General features: G+C 36.1%; 17 protein-coding genes. 12 read left to right on the top strand and 5 right to left on the bottom strand.

Translation table 11 applies throughout. From position 1 onward, the window contains the following. Positions 1–8 precede the first annotated feature (8 nt). The 10 genes from AC4IFE_RS03180 (at position 9) to AC4IFE_RS03135 (ending at position 11,965) form a co-directional block, all read left to right on the top strand. The gene (locus AC4IFE_RS03180; protein WP_490754835.1) at positions 9–3,824 is read left to right on the top strand and encodes a hypothetical protein; all 3,816 of its coding nucleotides are present in this window, start codon (positions 9–11) and stop codon (positions 3,822–3,824) included. 85 nt (positions 3,825–3,909) lie between these two features. Then, complete coding sequence (locus AC4IFE_RS03175) at positions 3,910–6,012, top strand: phospholipase effector Tle1 domain-containing protein (protein ID WP_490754833.1); 2,103 nt, start codon at positions 3,910–3,912, stop codon at positions 6,010–6,012. Beyond that, entirely contained in the window at positions 5,960–6,949 is a 990-nt protein-coding gene (locus tag AC4IFE_RS03170; RefSeq protein ID WP_490754831.1) for a DUF2931 family protein, read from the top strand. Before AC4IFE_RS03175 ends, AC4IFE_RS03170 begins: the two co-directional genes overlap by 53 nt. Before the next feature lie 287 nt (positions 6,950–7,236). Continuing rightward, on the top strand, positions 7,237–7,653 hold the full coding sequence (locus tag AC4IFE_RS03165) for a hypothetical protein (protein WP_490754829.1): 417 nt from the start codon (positions 7,237–7,239) through the stop codon (positions 7,651–7,653). A 218-nt stretch (positions 7,654–7,871) separates the two neighbouring features. Continuing rightward, a complete protein-coding gene (locus AC4IFE_RS03160) occupies positions 7,872–8,243 on the top strand; it encodes a hypothetical protein (protein ID WP_490754828.1) in 372 nt (123 codons plus the stop codon). A 307-nt stretch (positions 8,244–8,550) separates the two neighbouring features. After that, positions 8,551–8,853: a toxin-antitoxin system YwqK family antitoxin gene (locus tag AC4IFE_RS03155; protein WP_490754827.1), complete on the top strand. Its 303-nt coding sequence runs from the start codon at positions 8,551–8,553 to the stop codon at positions 8,851–8,853. A 188-nt stretch (positions 8,854–9,041) separates the two neighbouring features. Continuing rightward, complete coding sequence (locus tag AC4IFE_RS03150) at positions 9,042–9,572, top strand: hypothetical protein (protein ID WP_490754826.1); 531 nt, start codon at positions 9,042–9,044, stop codon at positions 9,570–9,572. A gap of 359 nt (positions 9,573–9,931) precedes the next feature. Further along, entirely contained in the window at positions 9,932–10,852 is a 921-nt protein-coding gene (locus AC4IFE_RS03145) for a helix-turn-helix transcriptional regulator (RefSeq protein ID WP_223558051.1), read from the top strand. A gap of 54 nt (positions 10,853–10,906) precedes the next feature. Next, positions 10,907–11,533: a hypothetical protein gene (locus AC4IFE_RS03140; protein WP_490754824.1), complete on the top strand. Its 627-nt coding sequence runs from the start codon at positions 10,907–10,909 to the stop codon at positions 11,531–11,533. Continuing rightward, positions 11,534–11,965 carry a nucleoside deaminase gene (locus AC4IFE_RS03135; RefSeq protein ID WP_490754822.1) on the top strand — a complete coding sequence of 144 codons (432 nt, stop codon included), beginning with the start codon at positions 11,534–11,536 and terminating at the stop codon, positions 11,963–11,965. Between the two features lie 41 nt (positions 11,966–12,006). Here AC4IFE_RS03135 and AC4IFE_RS03130 read toward each other — a convergent pair whose 3' ends face one another. Further along, a complete protein-coding gene (locus AC4IFE_RS03130) occupies positions 12,007–12,546 on the bottom strand; it encodes a GNAT family N-acetyltransferase (protein ID WP_490754820.1) in 540 nt (179 codons plus the stop codon). A gap of 29 nt (positions 12,547–12,575) precedes the next feature. Beyond that, entirely contained in the window at positions 12,576–13,334 is a 759-nt protein-coding gene (locus AC4IFE_RS03125) for a type III pantothenate kinase (protein WP_490754819.1), read from the bottom strand. A gap of 249 nt (positions 13,335–13,583) precedes the next feature. Between AC4IFE_RS03125 and AC4IFE_RS03120 the strand changes: the two genes are divergently transcribed. Further along, positions 13,584–14,186: a hypothetical protein gene (locus AC4IFE_RS03120; RefSeq protein WP_490754817.1), complete on the top strand. Its 603-nt coding sequence runs from the start codon at positions 13,584–13,586 to the stop codon at positions 14,184–14,186. A gap of 212 nt (positions 14,187–14,398) precedes the next feature. On the opposite strand, the gene AC4IFE_RS03115 is transcribed toward AC4IFE_RS03120, so the two are convergent. From AC4IFE_RS03115 to AC4IFE_RS03105, 3 genes are all read right to left on the bottom strand, one after another. Then, positions 14,399–16,240, bottom strand: a complete 1,842-nt coding sequence (locus AC4IFE_RS03115; RefSeq protein WP_490754816.1) for a M1 family metallopeptidase — start codon at positions 16,238–16,240, stop codon at positions 14,399–14,401. 135 nt (positions 16,241–16,375) lie between these two features. Continuing rightward, positions 16,376–17,008, bottom strand: a complete 633-nt coding sequence (locus AC4IFE_RS03110; RefSeq protein ID WP_490754814.1) for a hypothetical protein — start codon at positions 17,006–17,008, stop codon at positions 16,376–16,378. A gap of 12 nt (positions 17,009–17,020) precedes the next feature. Next, complete coding sequence (locus AC4IFE_RS03105) at positions 17,021–17,488, bottom strand: DUF1572 domain-containing protein (protein ID WP_490754812.1); 468 nt, start codon at positions 17,486–17,488, stop codon at positions 17,021–17,023. Between the two features lie 249 nt (positions 17,489–17,737). Here AC4IFE_RS03105 and AC4IFE_RS03100 point away from each other — a divergent pair, with 249 nt between their 5' ends. Then, entirely contained in the window at positions 17,738–19,117 is a 1,380-nt protein-coding gene (locus AC4IFE_RS03100) for an aspartate kinase (RefSeq protein ID WP_490754811.1), read from the top strand. Positions 19,118–19,343 lie beyond the last annotated feature (226 nt).

Below are 19,343 nucleotides of genomic sequence, written 5' to 3'. Positions count from 1 at the left end.
ATATTAAAATGGCAACAAACAATACACCTCCAAAAACCGCATTTACTGTAGGAGGATCCTTAATAGGAGAAGGTATTATTAACTATAAAGCAACAGAAGGTATGAACCCAACAAATAATGTATCACAGACTCTTTTCAGATTTGTGAGTTTAAGAAATCCGCAATTAACGGAAACAAAAGACAAAAATTTAGGATTTATCCACAGGCCAAAAGGCATCACTGGTATTTTTGATACTGCGGTTGCCGGAAGACCTGCCAAGGCTACCAAGTTTGGAGAAATGAAAAGAGCGGCAAGCGGATTCAGCAATCTGGGATTTGAATCAGAAAAGAAAATTGAGGAAGGAGTATTCGGAGATCTTCTTGTTATCGGGCGAAAGCTTTCTAAAAAAGAAACATTGGGCAGCAATGATCTGACTTACGTTACAGATTATTATAAAAACCTTATTGATGCCAATAAAGAGCTTAATGCCGAAGGAATTCAAACATTTTCCCTTCTTTGGAATAATTTCATTTATCTGATCGTTACTCAAGGAGACTTCTACATTAAAGAAGCAATCAGTCATATCCTGATGGCCATTCAGCTTGGTTTTGCCAACAACCAGGATCTTACAGATCAGGAAATCATCAAGATAAATGGTGAAAAACCATTAGAAAAAGCGATGAATGGAAAAGTAATATTACCAACATCGTTATTTTCAGAGGATTATTCGGAAACATCTTTTGCAGCCTCTTCCAAAGCTGCTGAAGAACCATCCACACCAGTTCTGGGCGCAAAAACTCTTCAAAGATTAGAATCTGAAGCAAGAACCTCGCTGACAGCCAACAAAGCAATCCACAGAAAAGAAGGCCTGGACAAGTTAAATACAGAATTGGAAAAACTTCAGAAAAAATATCATAAAGCCCGTTTCCAGGCATACCAAGACGGTTATTCCAGATACATGGACGAAAACAGGGAGCGTATAGAGCTCTATGACAGAAAGCTGGCCGAGGTAGAAAGTAAAATCACTCCGGAGACTCCGGAAGAAGAAAAAGAACGTCTGTATAACAGCTTAAAGGAATACGAAGTTCCGTCTTTTGTATTTTCATACAGAAATGAAATCGATTTAGAAGATCTACAAGCAAAACTTTCTCCGGAATCTTTCGACCTTTTTGTTGAGCTTTTCTCAGAATTTGATGCAGAAAAAGTATCTGAAGTTCCTGCCACAGAAAAAGTTCAGTTTCTCTCTGCCAGCACATTAATGATTGGTGACCAGACCATTGTCCTTGATGATGAAATACAAAGCTATGCTGATGCTTTGCTTGTTGTACAAAACAATATTTCTTCATCAATGGAGACCGCTCTGCAAAACAGTCCTCTTCTTGAGCAGCAGTATGCAAACATTGGAGGAGCTTCAGTTCCCCTTACACAAAATACTTCCAGAACTCCTATGGCATATAGCTTATATGCACACAACTCTTTCAGGCTGGCAGGAAGCAGAGGATTTGTTAATTTCTCTTTTGAGGTAGAAGATGTTTCATGGAGTGTTGCCAATGCTAAGATCATTGCCACCACAGATGCCGCCGGAACCTTTGAGGAAAACTATAGCAATCTTCAGGTCATCGATAATAAAATCACATTACCGACATGTTTAGTAGATAAGTTCCGAAACAGCTTCAGCTTCAGAATAGAAGTCATTTTTGATAACGGAAGTCAGGCATACGGAGATATTGCCACGCAATACCCAAAAGAAGACTTAAACTTATCCGGAATGCTTACCCTGAAACGTGCTGTAGTTGAAAATCCGGGTGAACCAGAACCAGTGATCATCCAGAAACGCAAAAATTTCGGGATCAAAAGGCTCGGAGTTGCCGATTATCTGAAAGTAGTCCAGAGCCTTCATGCTTATGTTCCGGGAGAGGTGTCCAATATTGAGAATGTCATGGCAAGCGAATTGAGACACAAATCTTCTGTTGCCAGAGATTATTCCGAAATTACAGATACCACATCCAAGTCTGAAGAAACCGAGAAGATTTCTGACACTTCAAAAACTTCCAGAACAGATATGCAAACTGAGGTTGCGAAAGAAATTGATAAGCAACAAAGTATTACTGCCTATACAAGATTCAGCTATGGGAATGATAGTGCCATGAAGTTTGAAATCGGGGCAGACTATGCCAATAATACCGCTCAACACGACAGCACAAGACAGGCCGTGATGAAATCTCAGGAGATTACAGAAAGAGCTATGGAAAGAGTTCTTACTAAGATTTCCGAAGAAAGAGTTCAGAAAATTATCAAAGAATATACGGAAACCAATGTCCATGAGTTTGACAACAGAGGAAAAGCTCTTACAACCAATCTACCACCACAGCACATCACAGGAGTGTACAGATGGGTGGATAAAAAGATGAAAAACCAGATCTACAACTATGGTAAACGTACCATGTTTGAATTTATGGTTCCTGAGCCTTCAAGATTACACCGTCTGGCTCTTACTGTTGCCAAGGCCCAAGTGCTTACTGCTCCCGTAGATCCTAGAAAAGCCCCTGAACCGTGGTATATGCCGGATCCAAAGTCTGCAACGATAGTACAAATCCAGCATTGGGCACAGATTTACGGAGTAAATTTAGAAGCTTTTCCAGAGGCTACCAAGCAAGTTATATATAATGCTGCGAGCGTTCCTCAAACCAATGATGATTTTGGAATAGATAATTGGCAGATTGGCATACCAGACAATTATGCCGGAAAAAATGCAAGTTTTAGCTGCAGATCATCCCGAAACAGAGGTGGCGGATGGGATGGCTCCCGTTATTCCGAAGTATTCTGTTCCAATTTAAAAGGAGATATGGTTGGCCGATCTGAGCGTGGTGATATTAATTTTGACGAAGGATCATCCGGCCTCAATTTAACTGGCCCTGTATCTTTTCAGGTGAGAGGACATAATGTTAAAAATTACAACATAAAGGTAACTATAAATTGTGAGCTGAGTGATGCATACATCAACAACTGGAAAACAGAAAGCTTCAATGCAATTATTAAAGCGTATGAAGAAGCTTATGCAAAATTCCAGGAGGAGCAGGCAAGATTAGATGCAGAACAGAAAGAAAAAGAGGCGCAGGCTAAAGAAAGACAAGATCATTTCTACCGTTATATGGAGCATGATGTCTTAAAGCATAACTGTATTGCATACCTGCTGCAGGATTACCTTACTACATTAGGGCAGGCAACGACAAACGGAGCCGATGATAAGACAACCATGGATAATTTCCAGGTATATCTGAATGAAAATCTGGATAAATATACCGCCCTTGCCAAGTTCATGGAACAGGCATTTGAATGGGAAATCATGGATTATACCTTCTATCCGTACTATTGGGCCAACCGTAAGAGCTGGCAGGAATTCTATCTGAGCGAAAGTATGGATCCTTTATTCAGAAGCTTCCTACAGGCAGGGATGGCAAGAATTATCGTTACCGTAAAACCAGGCTTTGAAAACGCCGTACAGTTCTTCCTGGAAACAGGTCTTATCTGGAATGGCGGTGAAGTTCCGGTAATCGGAGACCCAATGTACATGAGTATTGTCGACGAAATGAGACAACCAACCGGAGAACCTCAAGGTAAATACTGGATTACCAGACTGCCTACTACACTTACTATTCTTCAGGACAAGTCTACGGGACTTCCGGTGGATCAGCCATTGCCGATTTTCCCGGAAACTGATCCGAAAAATTGTGAGAATCCTTCGGAACTGGAGTTTGAAACAAATTTTGAGCAGAGAGATATACAATTAAGCCATAGTACGGATCCTACAACACTACCAAGTACTATTATAAAACCAATATAATATCATAAAATACTCATTTGAAAGTGGTAGTTTTTATCTACCACTTTCTTTTTCCAATTAATATTAATTTATAAAATTTACAAAGATGAAAACAGGAAATATAGGTATAAGAAATCTTGCCGATATTGGCGTCTCAGATATTGATGTGTATGGGACAAATAAAAGAAAATATGATGCATTTGGTAGAACAGAAAAAGTAAAATTGCGTATTGGAGTTTTTTTTGATGGAACAGGAAATAATAGGTATAACTCGGATGATGTTTATTACAATCCCAAATATAATCCTAATTACAAATCTAAACCGTATAACCACCCATTACAAGAAGATAAAGTACCCGAAATTAAAGACTTTAAAAGTTTTGTTATAGAATCTGGAAGCAGTTATTGGAATTCTTATTCCAACATAGCTCTGCTTCATGATTTATATGAAGAGAAGAGAGGTTTTGATACAAAAACAAATTTAGAGTATCAGAATCTGCAATTAAAATTTTATATAGAGGGTATCGGTACTTTACAACACAAAGAAGATACTACAATAATGGGATATGTAGGTTCAGGAATAGGAGAAGGTGAAAGAGGTGTAATTACAAGAGTAAATGAGGCTTGTAAAAATATCGCAGACGAAATCCAAAAATTATTTTTGGCTAGACGAAAAGCATCCAGTAAGCCTTTAGAAATTATTTCTATCCAATTTGATGTGTTTGGTTTCAGTAGGGGTGCAGCAGCGGCAAGGCACTTTTGTAATGAAGTCTTGAAAACAAGTAGAGAAGAGATAAAAGACAGATTTGGAAAACTAAATGACAGAGCTGTAAGGAGACAAAGCAATAAAAAGAACATCAAGGTTAATACTTTTCAGGCTGAAATGATTCAATCCAAAGCTGATGCTACAAAAAAAGAAAAAGACAATCTGACAGTTCCACAACAGTATGCAGTACTCCCGACTGATACAATTTTTACAGGAGGGGTTTTAGGAAGCCTATTAAAACAAAAAAAAATCAGGTTTCCTAAACATCAGGTGAGTATTGAATTTTTAGGAATATTTGATACCGTTATTTCACAAATGCTGGAAAGAAAAGGAATAATAGATAAAGCAAGAAATCCTATTACAGAAATTAAAACAGCAACACTCAATCCTGTTTTAGGGGTATTGACAAACGCGGTTGCATTAATAAAAAAAGTGAATCCTAATCTCTCAAATCCTAATATTAAAAGAGTATTACACATAAAAGCTCAAACTGAATGGAGAGATAATTTTCCGGTAACGCCGGTAGGAGAATTTCATGGTATATGTTCCAAAGAAATTTCTGTACTGGGTGCGCATTCTGATATAGGAGGAGCCTATTGGCAAACAGAAAAGGAGCTTCATACCTTACATTTTTTTAATTTGGCAGGAGATGCCCCCACAGCGGAAAAGCAAAAGCTGGAGCAACAAAAAGAGGTGTTACGTAATTGGTATATTTCCAAAAAACTATGTAATGCAGATCAGCTGTATTGGGAAGTAATGCATGAGGTACATTCCTTTGAAGGATTAGGAGGAGATGGGGATGCAGAAAAAGATGAACTGCTGCCGGAAAGTTTTATGGGAACAGCTACCCAAAAAACAGTAGGAAATTGGACCTATATATTAAAAGGCTCCCACCACAAGCTTCTCTCCAGACGCCCATTGAACAATAAACTGTCTTTGGTATATATGAATGTAATGAAGTACATTGCTCTTAATTATGCTGATGTACCATTTACACGTCCTATAAGCAAAGCAACACATCCTGAAGAATATAAATATCCTGAGGATTATAAGATTAAAGATGATGAAGTATATGAACTGAAAGGTGAAAATGCTCCCAAACCTCAGAATAATAAAAAAACTGATCTCGAAAAGTATCAAAACCTGATTATAAAAATTGCAGAACACGAATGGACAAATAAAGAAGGAAAAGAAATTACCTATACTAATTTAATAGATAAGAACGATAACTACCCTGTTTATTCGGATATGTATAAATATATCATGAATAATTTTGTACATTTATCTGCGAATTTTGATTCACCTCTACTGGAAATGTTAGAGAATTATAATTTCGCCTATGCAAACGTACCTCATTTTAAAGATGAAAAAGAATTTAAAGACCCACCTTATGAAAGACAATCCTACAGTCCTGAACTGGCTGTCTATGATACTCTTCCTTAGCGTATTGATGTCTTCATGTCAGAAAACAAAATATCAATGGGAGCCTGGGATTTCGGCTCCCAAATATTATCCTGTCGGAGGAAATATAAGCTTTGGTAATGCGGGAAATGGAAGTAATATTGCATTTGATAGTGGTTGGGGTAATGAATATGGAGGAGTAGTTTCAGGAGATAAGTATAAAGAAATTCCAAAAGAAGTATATATAGATTATTATAGTGTTGTTGATTCAAAAGATTTTAAAGGAAAGGTTCTTCTCGATCAAAAGAAAATATTGGACTTATTTCGAAAATATAACATCAATGATACCAATTTTGCTCATTTGGTAGTTGGAATGGCTCCCGGAGGGTGGATCAGAGTCTGGTTTACGACAGTTGATAAACAGATTGAAGTAGCAAAAGCTCAGTTAAAAGGATATAAAAATGATAATGTAGGAATTGGATTAAAAACAAAAGATTTTGAAACATGGGGAAGTACCTATACCTACTGGCAACATCATGGTGTTCCTTATGAAGCATGGGCAAATAATGAAAAAGAATATGATATGTACTTTGATTTTAATAGACCCAATAAAAGAGAAATAGGCTATAGTTATGTTTCGGAAGATGGCACTTTTAGACAAGGAATTGGAATAGAGAAAAGATTTTATCAGAAACTACCCGTGGAAATGGAATTATCTTGGTCTACAAAATCAGGCGAGACATATTGTTGTAAGATTATTATGCCAAAAAGTTTGAAAAAGTTTATAACCCAAAAAAAATTAAATAAGATTGACATAAAACTGGAGATAGAAAATGATTTGGAACATGCTGTTTTATATTTGATCTCTAGTGGAATAAAAGAAAAAATGCTTCGTTTTAAAAATAGAAAACCAACTTTAGAAGAAAGTGAGAATAGAGATTATGACTATACACAAGAGGTAGAGTACTTTATTCCTTAATTCCTATAACGAAAGAATATAAAGACCCTCTCTATGAAAGGCAAACTTACAACCCTGAACTTTCTGGGTATGATATTTCTTAGCATCCTGTTATCTTCATGTCAGAAAACAAAATATCCTTGGGAGTCGGGAATTTCGGCTCCTAGATAATTATCACGTAGGAGAAAAGAATTAAGGTTGATAATGCAGGAAATGTACAACTGCATTAAAAAAAAATAACCCCTTTTTCATTAAGCAAAATATTTCTATGACTATTATTTTTTAACATTAATAAAATTATAGAAAAAATGCGAACTCACTTCAGCTTTATATTACTTGGACTTTTATTATTTATTAGTTGTTCTAAGGAACGAAAGTTTTTAAATCAGCACCATATAACTCTTGTTGCTCATTTCACCGACGGAAATGAAGTTCTTACAAATGAGGCAGAAACCTTTGAAAAGAATCATAATATAAAATTTCAACAAGCAAATAAAATTTATGAAGCTTTTCGATCTAATAATGAAAAAGATCAAATAAAAGCAAAAGATTCTTTTAAATTTTATCCTACTTTAATTATTGATGAATATTATGTTTATTCTTTCAAAAATTTGAAGGCAGGAAAAATAGCTGTATTTGGTATTGGAGTTAATGCTAGCACTGGAGAGCCGAAAAACTTTACTGAGGAAATTTGGCTCCATGAAAAGAATATTCTAAAAAAATAAGTTAAACGCTCAATTTCTTGAACGGTATTTTATTCTAAACACTATATTCTACAAGCCTGGATCTAAAGTAGATATTAGTAAAATCCACTTATTGAATTTTTTTTTTAAGTACCACAAAAAAATAAAACACGACATGTTTTGTCGCATTAACCCTATATATTTGTCTTATAAAATTTTACCATGAAACGCAGCATGGCTGCTCTATAAAATACAGACGAATGAAAAAAGATTTTTATCTGACAAGATATGCCTTAATTATCAAAAGATTAGAAAGTTCACCAGCCACCTATTCCCAGTTGGAGGACTATCTTTTAAACTCTTTTGAATTTCAGGATGCGGGGATCAAAAGCTACTCGATCCGTACGCTGCAGAGGGATATTCGTGAGATTTCCGATCTTTTTAACCTTTCCATTCACAACAAGAAAAAAGGAGATAACAGGTATTATATTGAGAGCCGCCCCATCATGGAAGTGGATGAATACAATCAAAAATTACTGGAATCCTTCCAGGTAAGCAACGCGCTGAATCTTCATCCGGATTTTTCAGATTTTATCTTTTTTGAAAGCAGAAAACCTACATCCTACTCTTAAAGCTAGGTCAGATAAGCATATTACCCGTTTAAAGATGGATGGGTTACTTGCAACGCCTAGTGATATAATAAGAGCTGGGCAATAGGATCTCATGGAGAAATAAGAGCTCTTGATAAACTTTTGACCGTAATAGACCCTGAAGCAAAATTAGGGGATGCTGTATTTCAAGACATTATTGGATATAATCGTTTTTTATGACAGGAAGCGAATAAGATACAGCCGCTATGCGTGCACTGCTATTATCTTACACATGGGATTAGGTTTATAGGCTTTAAGTATATTTGTATAACAATAAAAAATTTAATTTATGGCACTAAAAATTAATTATAAGGATTCAAATTTAACCATTTCAAGATTAGATGGTGGAGGTATACCAATTTATAATTATAATGGAGCTCCTTTTACAGGGATTGTATTTGAAAATTATGATACTGGAAATCTTTTTAAAGAAGAGGAATATGACAAAGGTTATCAGGAAGGATGGGTCCGTTACTTTCATAAAAATGGTAAAAAATCACAAGAATATAAAGCCCACAATAACGATGTCATCCCTAATACCCTTAAGGAATGGGATGAAAATGGAAATCTTATTTGGGAATCTAAAAGTTAAATCCAAACTGCTCAATTGCTGAGCGGTTTTATTATATAACATCGATTTTAATAGAGCCTAAAAGGATAAAAGATGGTGATGACATGGGGCCGAAAAAGTAGTATTTTTACTGGTAACAACGATAGTTTTTATAAGAATCCAAAAGAACCCAATAAAAGATTATGGAGACGATATCCAAAAAAATAACTTTGAAAACAGTATTGATTGTATTTGTTTCTGTAGCTATTTCCTTTATAATGGAATATTTATTCTTTTACTTAAGTAATACCTTTTTTTTAGACTATTATCAGACTTTTTTTAAAAACTTTATAATTGAACCTTTTTATTTTGCATTAATAGTAACCATTTATACTATTATTAATCAAAGCATTTTTAAAATCAATAAATCCAGACTTTTCTATTATTTATTATTTGGAAGTTATTTTTTATTGCAGATAGCTTTACAAGCCATAGGAATGGCTTTTGTGATTATAATTCCTGCTATACACTTTATTTTATTTTATTTTATTTACGATCAATTCATCTTGCAGAAAAATGTTTTACGCTCTTATATATTTTCAATTTTGACTATAATAATAGTCAACCTTATTTATAATATTTTTATTGCGGATTATGGCCATTTCTTTTTTGCATCATTTTACTCATTTATAGGAATTTTTCATTTTTTCTATCTTATTTTTAATCAAAAAGAACTCTCTAAAATTGAAGAGAAAATATAAAATAAGGTCCGCTTTAAACCGCGGTCTTTTTTATATATTGTCAAAACCTTCAACTATGCAACCAATCTTCACTAAGCAATCGTTAAAACAAAACTAGTATTAAGCAATACAATTATTCTTTCTTTGATTTTTTATTTAACAATATCATCAGAAAGGGTAAATGATTTTTGATAGAAACAATATTAGAAACAGAAAAATAATAATCAGGAGACCGCTTTCAGAAGTGGTCTTTTTTATATCCTCAAAACTTATCCACAAAAAAATAAAACACGACATGTTTTGTCGCATTAACCCTATATATTTGTCTTATAAAATTTTACCATGAAACGCAGCATGGCTGCTCTATAAAATACAGACGAATGAAAAAAGATTTTTATCTGACAAGATATGCCTTAATTATCAAAAGATTAGAAAGTTCACCAGCCACCTATTCCCAGTTGGAGGACTATCTTTTAAACTCTTTTGAATTTCAGGATGCGGGGATCAAAAGCTACTCGATCCGTACGCTGCAGAGGGATATTCGTGAGATTTCCGATCTTTTTAACCTTTCCATTCACAACAAGAAGAAAGGAGATAACAGGTATTATATTGAGAGCCGCCCGATCATGGAAGTGGATGAATACAATCAAAAATTACTGGAATCCTTCCAGGTAAGCAACGCCCTGAATCTTCATCCGGATTTTTCAGATTTTATCTTTTTTGAAAGCAGGAAGCCTACAGGAATAGAACATTTTTATGATCTTTTCTTTGCCATCCGTAATAAAAGAGTGGTTAGTTTTGAGCATTATAACTACAAGAATAAAGTGATGACTTCAAGGAAAGTACATCCCCTGGCTTTAAAAGAATCCAAAGACAGATGGTATCTCATCGCCATTGATACTAAAGATAAAACCTTAAAGTCATTCGGGTTAGACAGGGTCAATTATCTGGATGTGAGCGACAGCAAATTCCGTGAAAAGTATAACTACAATTTCAGAGAACATTTCAAAAATGCTTTTGGGGTGATGAATCTTGCAGAACAAAACCCTCAGAAGATCATTATGAAATGCAGCAGGCATCAGGGAGAGTATATCAGAAGTTTTCCGCTTCATCAGTCTCAGAAAGAAACTAAAGAAACACCGGAAGAGATCTATTTTGAATTCTTCCTCCACCCTACCTATGATTTTATGCAGGAAATCCTTTCTTACGGTAAAGAAGTCACAGTTCTGGAACCGAAATGTTTAGTTGATGACATCCGTACTCATCTTCAGGAATCTCTGAACCGTTATCTTGAAAGCTGATATCAAAGGATAAAGTTCTCATTTTTTTAATTATATTTACATAAATATACTCCTTTGAAAGCTTTATTTCTTTGCCTGTTCTGCCTTACTTACTCTTTCTGTTTTTCGCAGCAGAAGGAAGAATTCCGGCAGGTTAAAAACTATTATAACCACCACAGGAATATGCTGAATACTGAGTTTAAAAAGAAGTTTGACACAGAGCAGGATTCTTTCAAAAAAGCCAATATAAAACTTGATTTTATGCTTTTCATGAAAAAGATGGACAGCATTGAAAACGTAGCCATGATAGGAGCTTTGTTAAAAGTAAGAAATCTGGAAGACCTGCAGTCTCTGAAGAGTCCAAAAGGCATATCGGAAAACAACATTGAGAAATCTGCTGTTTTTGAAAAATCTGCTGACTATCCTGGCGGATTCAATACATTGAGACAGGAAGTTGCCCACCTTTTTTATACCGGAGGTGTTTATACTGAAACCAAAACAGTAAAGACCAATGTGGGTTTTATTGTTGAAAAAGACGGAAGCATCAGTAATGTACACGCACAGGGAGATAATTTCACCTTTAACAGGCAGGCTGAAATTGCGCTGTATTCCGTTTCGGAGAAATTTTCTCCGGCAGTTAGCAAAGGCGATCCGGTAAGGTATTACCTCAAACTTCCTTTAACCTTAACTATTGAAGATTAAATGTTTACCGACGAATATTATATGAAAATGGCTCTGCAGGAAGCAGAAGCCGCGCTGGAAAAAGATGAGGTTCCCATCGGATGCGTCATCGTTTCCAATAACCGCATCATTGCAAGAGCCCACAACCTCACAGAAACTTTAAACGATGTAACTGCCCATGCAGAAATGCAGGCCATCACTTCTGCTGCCAATTTTTTGGGTGGCAAATACCTGATTAACTGTACCCTTTATGTAACCCTTGAACCTTGTGTAATGTGCTCCGGAGCCTTAGCGTGGTCACAGATCTCTAAAGTCGTAATTGGGGCCAGAGATGAACAAAGAGGATTTATCAACAAGCACCTTTCCCTGCATCCCAAAACAGAAATGGTAACCGGAGTAATGGAAAATGAATGCTCAACGATCGTTAAAGAATTCTTTAAAAACAAAAGATAGATTTTAAAATTTGATGCCCGCTTCCACGAAAGGCTAAATCATTATTTATTTTTTAAAATGGAATACATCATGACATCAATATATTTACCATCTTTTTTAAGATGCTGTTTTAGCAGAGCTTCTTTTTCCATCCCTGTTTTCTCCATAATTCTTCCGGATGCCGGATTGTGTAGAAAATAAGTTGCGTAAATTTTATTAATCTCCAGTTCCTTAAACCCAAAATCAATTAAAGCTGTAGCGGCTTCGGTAACGTAGCCTTTATTCCAGAAAGGTTTTCCCATCCAATACCCCAGCTCGGCCTTATCATCTTCCCTGTCGTGAAGACCAATGGCCCCTAAAATCTGTCCTTCTTTATTTCGGACTGCAAAAGTATATCCTGTATTGTTTTCAAAAGATTCCCGGGACATTTTCATCCAGAATTCGGCATGTTCCCTGGTATAAGGATAGGGAATATTGGATGTGACCTCTGAGAAAATTTTATCCTGAAGGTATTCAGTTACCAAAGGAAGATCTTCTTCCTTCAGTTGTGAAAGAACTAATCTTTCCGTTTCTATTGCCGGGAATTCTTTTAATTTTCTCATAATACGTTTTTAGTTTATTGGAGTTTTTCCTATAAATCTTTTCCTAAAAAATAAAGTCCTTTCAGCGTATGGAGCCTGTCCATCACATGAATTTTCTCTGTTAGCGGCTTATAAACGTGGGAAACACCACCTGTTGCCACCACAAAACAGTCGTCGTTCACCTCATCGTTGATACGGTCTATAAAACCTTCTACCATTCCCAGAAATCCATATACCATACCGCTTTGCATACAGGTTACCGTGTCCAGGCCTAGTACGGATTTAGGTTTTTTCAGTTCAATATCAGGAAGCTGGGCGGTTTGGCTGATCAATGAATTTAAAGAGGTTACAATTCCGGGGGCAATGATTACTCCCAATGTTTCTCCGGTTTCCGTTACACAGCTTGCCGTAAGAGCCGTTCCAAAATCAATGATGATCTTCTTCCGGTTGGGGTAAAGATTATGGGCAGCCACAAGATTGGCATAAATATCAGTTCCCATCTGTTTGGATTTCGCCTGAACTCCTGAAGGCGTAGACCGGTCTACAATCACAGGCTGAAGCCCATGGATCTTTTTAATCGCCGAACCCATCACTTTGGTAAGCTGGGGAACTACGGATCCTATAATGACTTTACTGATGTCTTCCGGTTCTACTTTATAGGTCTGGTAAAGCATGAGGATCTGTACATACAGCTCATCTACCGTTCTGTACGGCTTCGTATTGATGACCCATGAAATATCACAGTTGTCTCCATTGAAAAGTCCGAATCTGATGTTGCTGTTCCCTACGTTGATTACAATTGAATTCATTTATTTTTTAAGCTAGTCTGGGTTAAAAAACAGTTGTAAAAATAAGCCTTTATCCTCAAAAATAAGCAATATCTATATTATTTAACCTGAATTCAGGACAAGAAGATACAGAAAAGCAATTGTGTTTTTATAGCAAAAGCAAATAAAGCAGATTTCTCATCTATTAATAAGAAAAACCTGAGTCTGAAATTTAGAAGATTGGAAACATTTAATTATCTTTAAAACTGAAAATATTTTTATCCTGCTTCCATGAAAAAATTAATGCTGATTGTAATCTTTTGTTTTGGCCTGAACACTTTTGCCCAGAGCGGAAACCAGGTAAAAGATATATTCCTTAAAATAAAGCAGGAATCGAAGATTGACCGAAACGACAGGGCTGTTTATGATCTTCTTGACGAATTTTATAATAAAAACCTGCAGGCAGAAAATGATGAAATGACTCCGGAAACGGTTCAGAAAATTGAAAAAATGGCCTCCAATCCCGATACAAAAAATCTCCATGTCCTGTTGCTTTTCCTGATGTACCAGCAACACATCAGCCGTACTTCCATGGTTGGTAAAGCACCTGATACAGAATTTCAGATAGAAGCCATGAAGCTTCTGGAAAATGAGACCCGGGAGCTTTATGGGAAGGTTCCTGTTATCATTTATATCTATAAAGCTGAAGCTCTGGACGGAGGCGGAAAAAAGGAAGAAGCTAAAACCACTGTGGATCAGGGATTAAAAGAATATCCGGATTCGGTTCCTTTAAAAGTATACAGCTATCTCAATACAAAAGATGAGGTTTTAAGAAATGACCTTGTAAAGAATCATGCTAATCACTGGATGGTGCTGCAGTTTGGTATAAAATAAAGATATTTAGATTTCAGATCTCAGATATGAGAGGGTTTCCGGTAGTGATGTGGTTGTGAATGGTGAATTTTGCTCCGCAAGTGAATCGTGCAGGTTTCTAAAGATATGTGATTTCGGACATCAGGCTTCAAATTGAGATACTTAGTGAAGACTTCATAAAAAATAAACACCCACAGAAAGCTCTGTGAGTGTTTATTTGTATTGTACTTAATCTATTGCTTTACTTCTACAATATTATCATCCGTATTTACATCGGCCATTCTCTGGCTGAAATCTATTCCCAAAACAGATATCTGGGCTTTTGTGTAAGGAATCGTCAGCGTATATTCTTTCTGAGTCCAGGGCCAGTAAGGCATTGTCTTGAAATCACCGTAAATATCCTTCTCCTTCCATGTATGGGTCATATTTAAAGGAATCTGATAAGTGAGGATCTTTTTATCTGCAGTCATTACATTGAAATCAACAGGCATAGGAACCTGTCCGTTATTAACCAAAGTAATGGTTGTAGATTTTGCATCGTACTTCACATCTTTGATTCCGTAATCAATGGTTTTTGTTGTATTGATCCAATAGTTGTGGAACCATTTCAGATCCATTCCTGAAACTTTCTGGGCAATATGAAGAAAATCCCTGTCAGACGGATGTTTCATATGCCATTGATCGTAATACTGCTTTAAGGTTTCCGCAAGCTTATGCTCACCCATGATATAGCCTAGCTGTACGAGATATAGTTCACCTTTTACATAGGAAGCATAGGTATAAGCAGTTCCATTATCGTGGTGATCCCCTAACCATACGGCAGGTTCTTCAATTCCTTTTTTAATGAAACCTCTGTAAGCGTTTACAGTATTGGCAAAAGGATTAGGAAGTTCTTCCGGAAACAGGTGATACATTACATAACCCTCTGCATAGCTGGTAAATCCTTCATCCATCCACGGACGGACGGATTCATTGGTGGCCAGCATCTGCTGATACCATGAGTGCGCGCCTTCATGAGCCATTAAGCCCATCAATCCTTTGATATCTTTGGCCTCGCCCAGGATCATGGTACACATTCCGTATTCCATACCGCCGTCACCACCCTGGATAAAAGCGTAGGTAGGATAGACGTATTTTCCGAAATTGCTGTTCATTAGCTGGAAATATTTGGTAACATAAGGCTGGGCTTCTTCCCAAACCTTTGTTTTCTCATTCTGCTGATACACGAAAAACACTTTTGGCCCTTCCGGAACGTCAAAACTCTTTACAACATAGTCTCTGTCTGCGCTCCATGCGAAATCCAGCATATTTTTTGCGGTCCATCTCCAGGTTGCTTTCTTATCTTTTTCAGCTTTTATTTTTGCGTTTGTATCGTAGCCTTTAACTTCCGCCGGGTTCTCAAGAATCCCTCCTGCTCCAATTACATAATCTTTGTTGATCTTGATTGTAACATCAAAATCTGAGAATGGGGCATGGAATTCTCTTCCGATATAGTCAAAGGTTGCCCAGCCATCATAATCGTACTCTGCAATTTTCGGGTACCACTGCGTCATGGTCATGTCAACTCCCTCCCTGTTGTTTCTTCCGCTTCTTCTGATCTGCTGAGGAATTACGGCATCCCACTCCATCGTGAAAGTTGTTGATGAATTAGGCTTAACCGGCTCTGCCAGATAGACCTTCATGATCGTTTCCTGGATCTCAAACTTCACATCTTTTCCGTTCTGTTTAAGCCAGTGAATATTTTGTGCTCCTTCCTGATCTTTCGGAATAGATGCCAATCTTGAAACTCCATCCTTTTGCAATCTTGAATCTCCATTTTTACCCTGGCCTGCCACTCTTTGATCCATCATGGAATTTGGTTTAAAAGCATTCCAATACAGATGGAAATACACCACATTGAGCTCGTCTGGCGAATTGTTTGTGTATTCTAAAGTCTGATTCCCCTGATAAGTAAATTTCTCAGCATTTACATCAATATTCATCTTGTACTTCGCACTTTGCTGATAGTAAGCTCCTTGCTGAGCCTGAAATTGAGAAATGATAAACGCAAAAATGATTGCAACCGATTTTTTCATTTAAAATTTATTTTTTTTAAAGATAGGTAATTTGCGTAAAAGCTTAAAATATGTGACTATTTTACAGGCTTTACGATTTTTAGATTGATTCTAATTCTGATTGTTAAGTTTACTCTCAGCTTTTGCGGGATATATTTATTCTCTTTCGTATTTTTTTCCGACTGAACTCAATTCCGCAAATAAATCACTTGAGAAATCTTTAATAAAAATACTTTTTACTATTTTTTTATTTCCTTTGAAACTTTCAAATTCAGTTTTATCAGTTTTCATACTATAGAAATCATTATTTACCGTATAATCTCCCGTCAGTAAGTTATACGTTTTATTACAGTGTCCACCGGGAGTTCTGTAACTATAATCATAGCCAATCAGTTGAATATCTTTTACTTTCTGATTAAATCTTAATTTTAAGCCATGTCCATAAACCCCGGTTCCTTCCTGATAAACAAGGAATTCAAGGACATCATTTTTATATTTTAATGGGATAACAAAAACACCGTTGAATACATCAAAATCAATATAGAAGGTCTTCTTCTTTGAGGAAAGATAGATTATCAGATACTTTTTGGCAGCATGTAATTCGTAATCCGATTGATAAATCACCGTTATAACATCTTCTTTTTTATCCTTATCAAAATCTGCAACAATTCTTTTCATTTCTTTTCCATTGGACGGGCTTTCTTTGAACTCCGAAAAGCCTTTTGGAATTTTGAGTTGGGAAGAGCAGTAATAAGGCAGCAGTAAAAAGAAAAAATATATTTTCATCATTTATCCTAATTATTATTTGGTCAGCAGTTTTTTAATCAGAGTGATCTGTCCCAAGTGATAATAGGCATGTTCAATCATTCCATCGATGTTTCTTCTGTAGGTCCCGTATTTTTCATCTACGAAAATCTCATCAAGTTTACTGTCAGCCATCTGTTCAACTAATAATGCAAACTTTTCTGAATCTGTCCAAAGCCTATTTAAAAGCGCTTCCCATTGCTCCGCAGATTCAATAGGCGGAAGACCAAAACTGAATTGATCTTTTATTTCGAGTTCACCGTCTTCCAATACATTAACAATTCCGGCTATATAATAATGGATATGAAAAGTAAGCATAGCAATTGTATTTAAAGAATCTATTTTAGCAATAGCTTGTTCCCATGTTACCTCTGAAAGTTTGTCGTTAAAATTGGTATTGGCGATCCAGTAACCATCAAGCAAGACTTCCCTGAATCTTTTTGATAACTGTATAGTTGAACTCATTGTTTAAAATTTATGTTTTTTAAAGATAATTAATTTATTTTTTTGATTTCTTACAGACAAATTAATACTCAATTCTAAATACAGTCATTCATGTCTTGTGAGCCATGTCAAGGTTTAAAACCTTGACATGGCTGATTCTAGAATTTGAATGGAAAAGCATTTAAAAAAAGATTAAACAGGCAACTTACAGATCCGTATCTCCAATCATCTTAATTTTCTTATTTTCGTAGCTTGAAAAAAGTTTTTGCAATGTTGACAGTAGAAAAAATAGGAGGGACTTCCATGTCTCAGTTTCAGGATGTTCTTTACAATATAATTATTGGAAAAAGAAAAGAGGGAGAATTTTACAACAGAGTTTTTGTAGTCTCCGCCTATAATAATGTAACAAACTGGCTATTAGAACATAAAAAAACAGGTGAACCCGGTGTATATCAAAAGTTTCTGAACGGTGAAGATTATAAGGCTGACCTGGATAAGGTATGCCAAAAACTGATTTCGATTAATGAAGGATTGGAAAATATTGGTCTTCAGCTTTCTGAAGCCAATGCATTTATAACAAACAGAGTGGAGCAGGCAAAAACAATGCTTAGCAGCCTGAGTAAGGTTTTGGCATCAGGATATGTAAATGCCCACGATATTCATCTTGCAGCAAGGGAAATTTTAGCTTCAATTGGGGAAGCCCATTCTGCGTGGAACTCTACTAATATCATTAACAGTAAAGGAATTCACGCAAAATTTGTGGATTTATGCGGGTTTGATGATAACGAAGCCCTTACTATTGATGAAAGAATTACAAAAGAATTCAACGGAATAGATTTTAAAAATATAATTTGTGTAGCCACAGGATACACTAAAGGAACTGAAGGAATTATGAGGGTTTTTGACCGTGGATACTCCGAAGTTACCTTCAGTAAGGTCGCTGTAGATATAAAGGCTGATGAGGCAGTTATCCATAAAGAATATCATTTATCAAGCGCAGATCCTAATATCGTGGGTGTAGAAAACTGTGTTCCAGTGGGACTTACCAATTACATCATTGCAGACCAGCTGGCTGATATCGGTATGGAAGCGATTCACCCAAAAGCAGCAAAACCATTAGAACTCTCCGGAATTAATATCCGTATTAAAAATACATTCGACCCGGATCATATCGGCACCTTGATATCAAAGAATTATGTATCTCCTGACGCCCGTGTTGAGATTGTGTCCGGATCAAAAAAAATGCTGGCTATAGAAATTCATGATCCGCTTATGGTAAGTGAAGTGGGTTATGATGCCCGAATCATGACCTATTTTCAAAAGTATAATATAAGTTATGTATTGAAATCCACAAACGCCAACTCAATAACGATGGTGATTTGGGAAAGTAATACCGCGGAAAAGCTTTTGGAGGAACTTAAACAGAATTTTTATCAGGTAACGGGAGTTCCGGTTGCATTAGTCTGTGCAATGGGAACCAATATTGCTACACCCGGATTTTTATATCGTGCGACAAAAGCTCTGTATGAGAATCATATTAACATAGAATGCTATGCACAATCCATCATGCAGGTCAACATGCAGTTTGTAGTAAAAAGGGAGCATTATGAGAAAGCTATTATAGCTTTGAACCAAGCGTTATGCAATTAAGTATTTTCTGAGAACATATAAAATTAGTCCTAAAGCAGAGTTGTTTTAAGGCTTTAAGCACGATTTTTTGTGAAATCTGTGCAATCTACGGGAAGTCTAAAATAAAAAACCTCAAATGTAAAATACACTTGAGGTTTTTATATGATTTAATGTCTAGTCCTGAAATATCGATACACAAAAAAAGAATCGTTATGGAAGAACATTTAGAACCCCGTTATGTCAAGCG

This window comes from Chryseobacterium sp. UF-81, from assembly GCF_058245105.1.
This window is presented reverse-complemented; position numbering and strand designations above follow the sequence as displayed.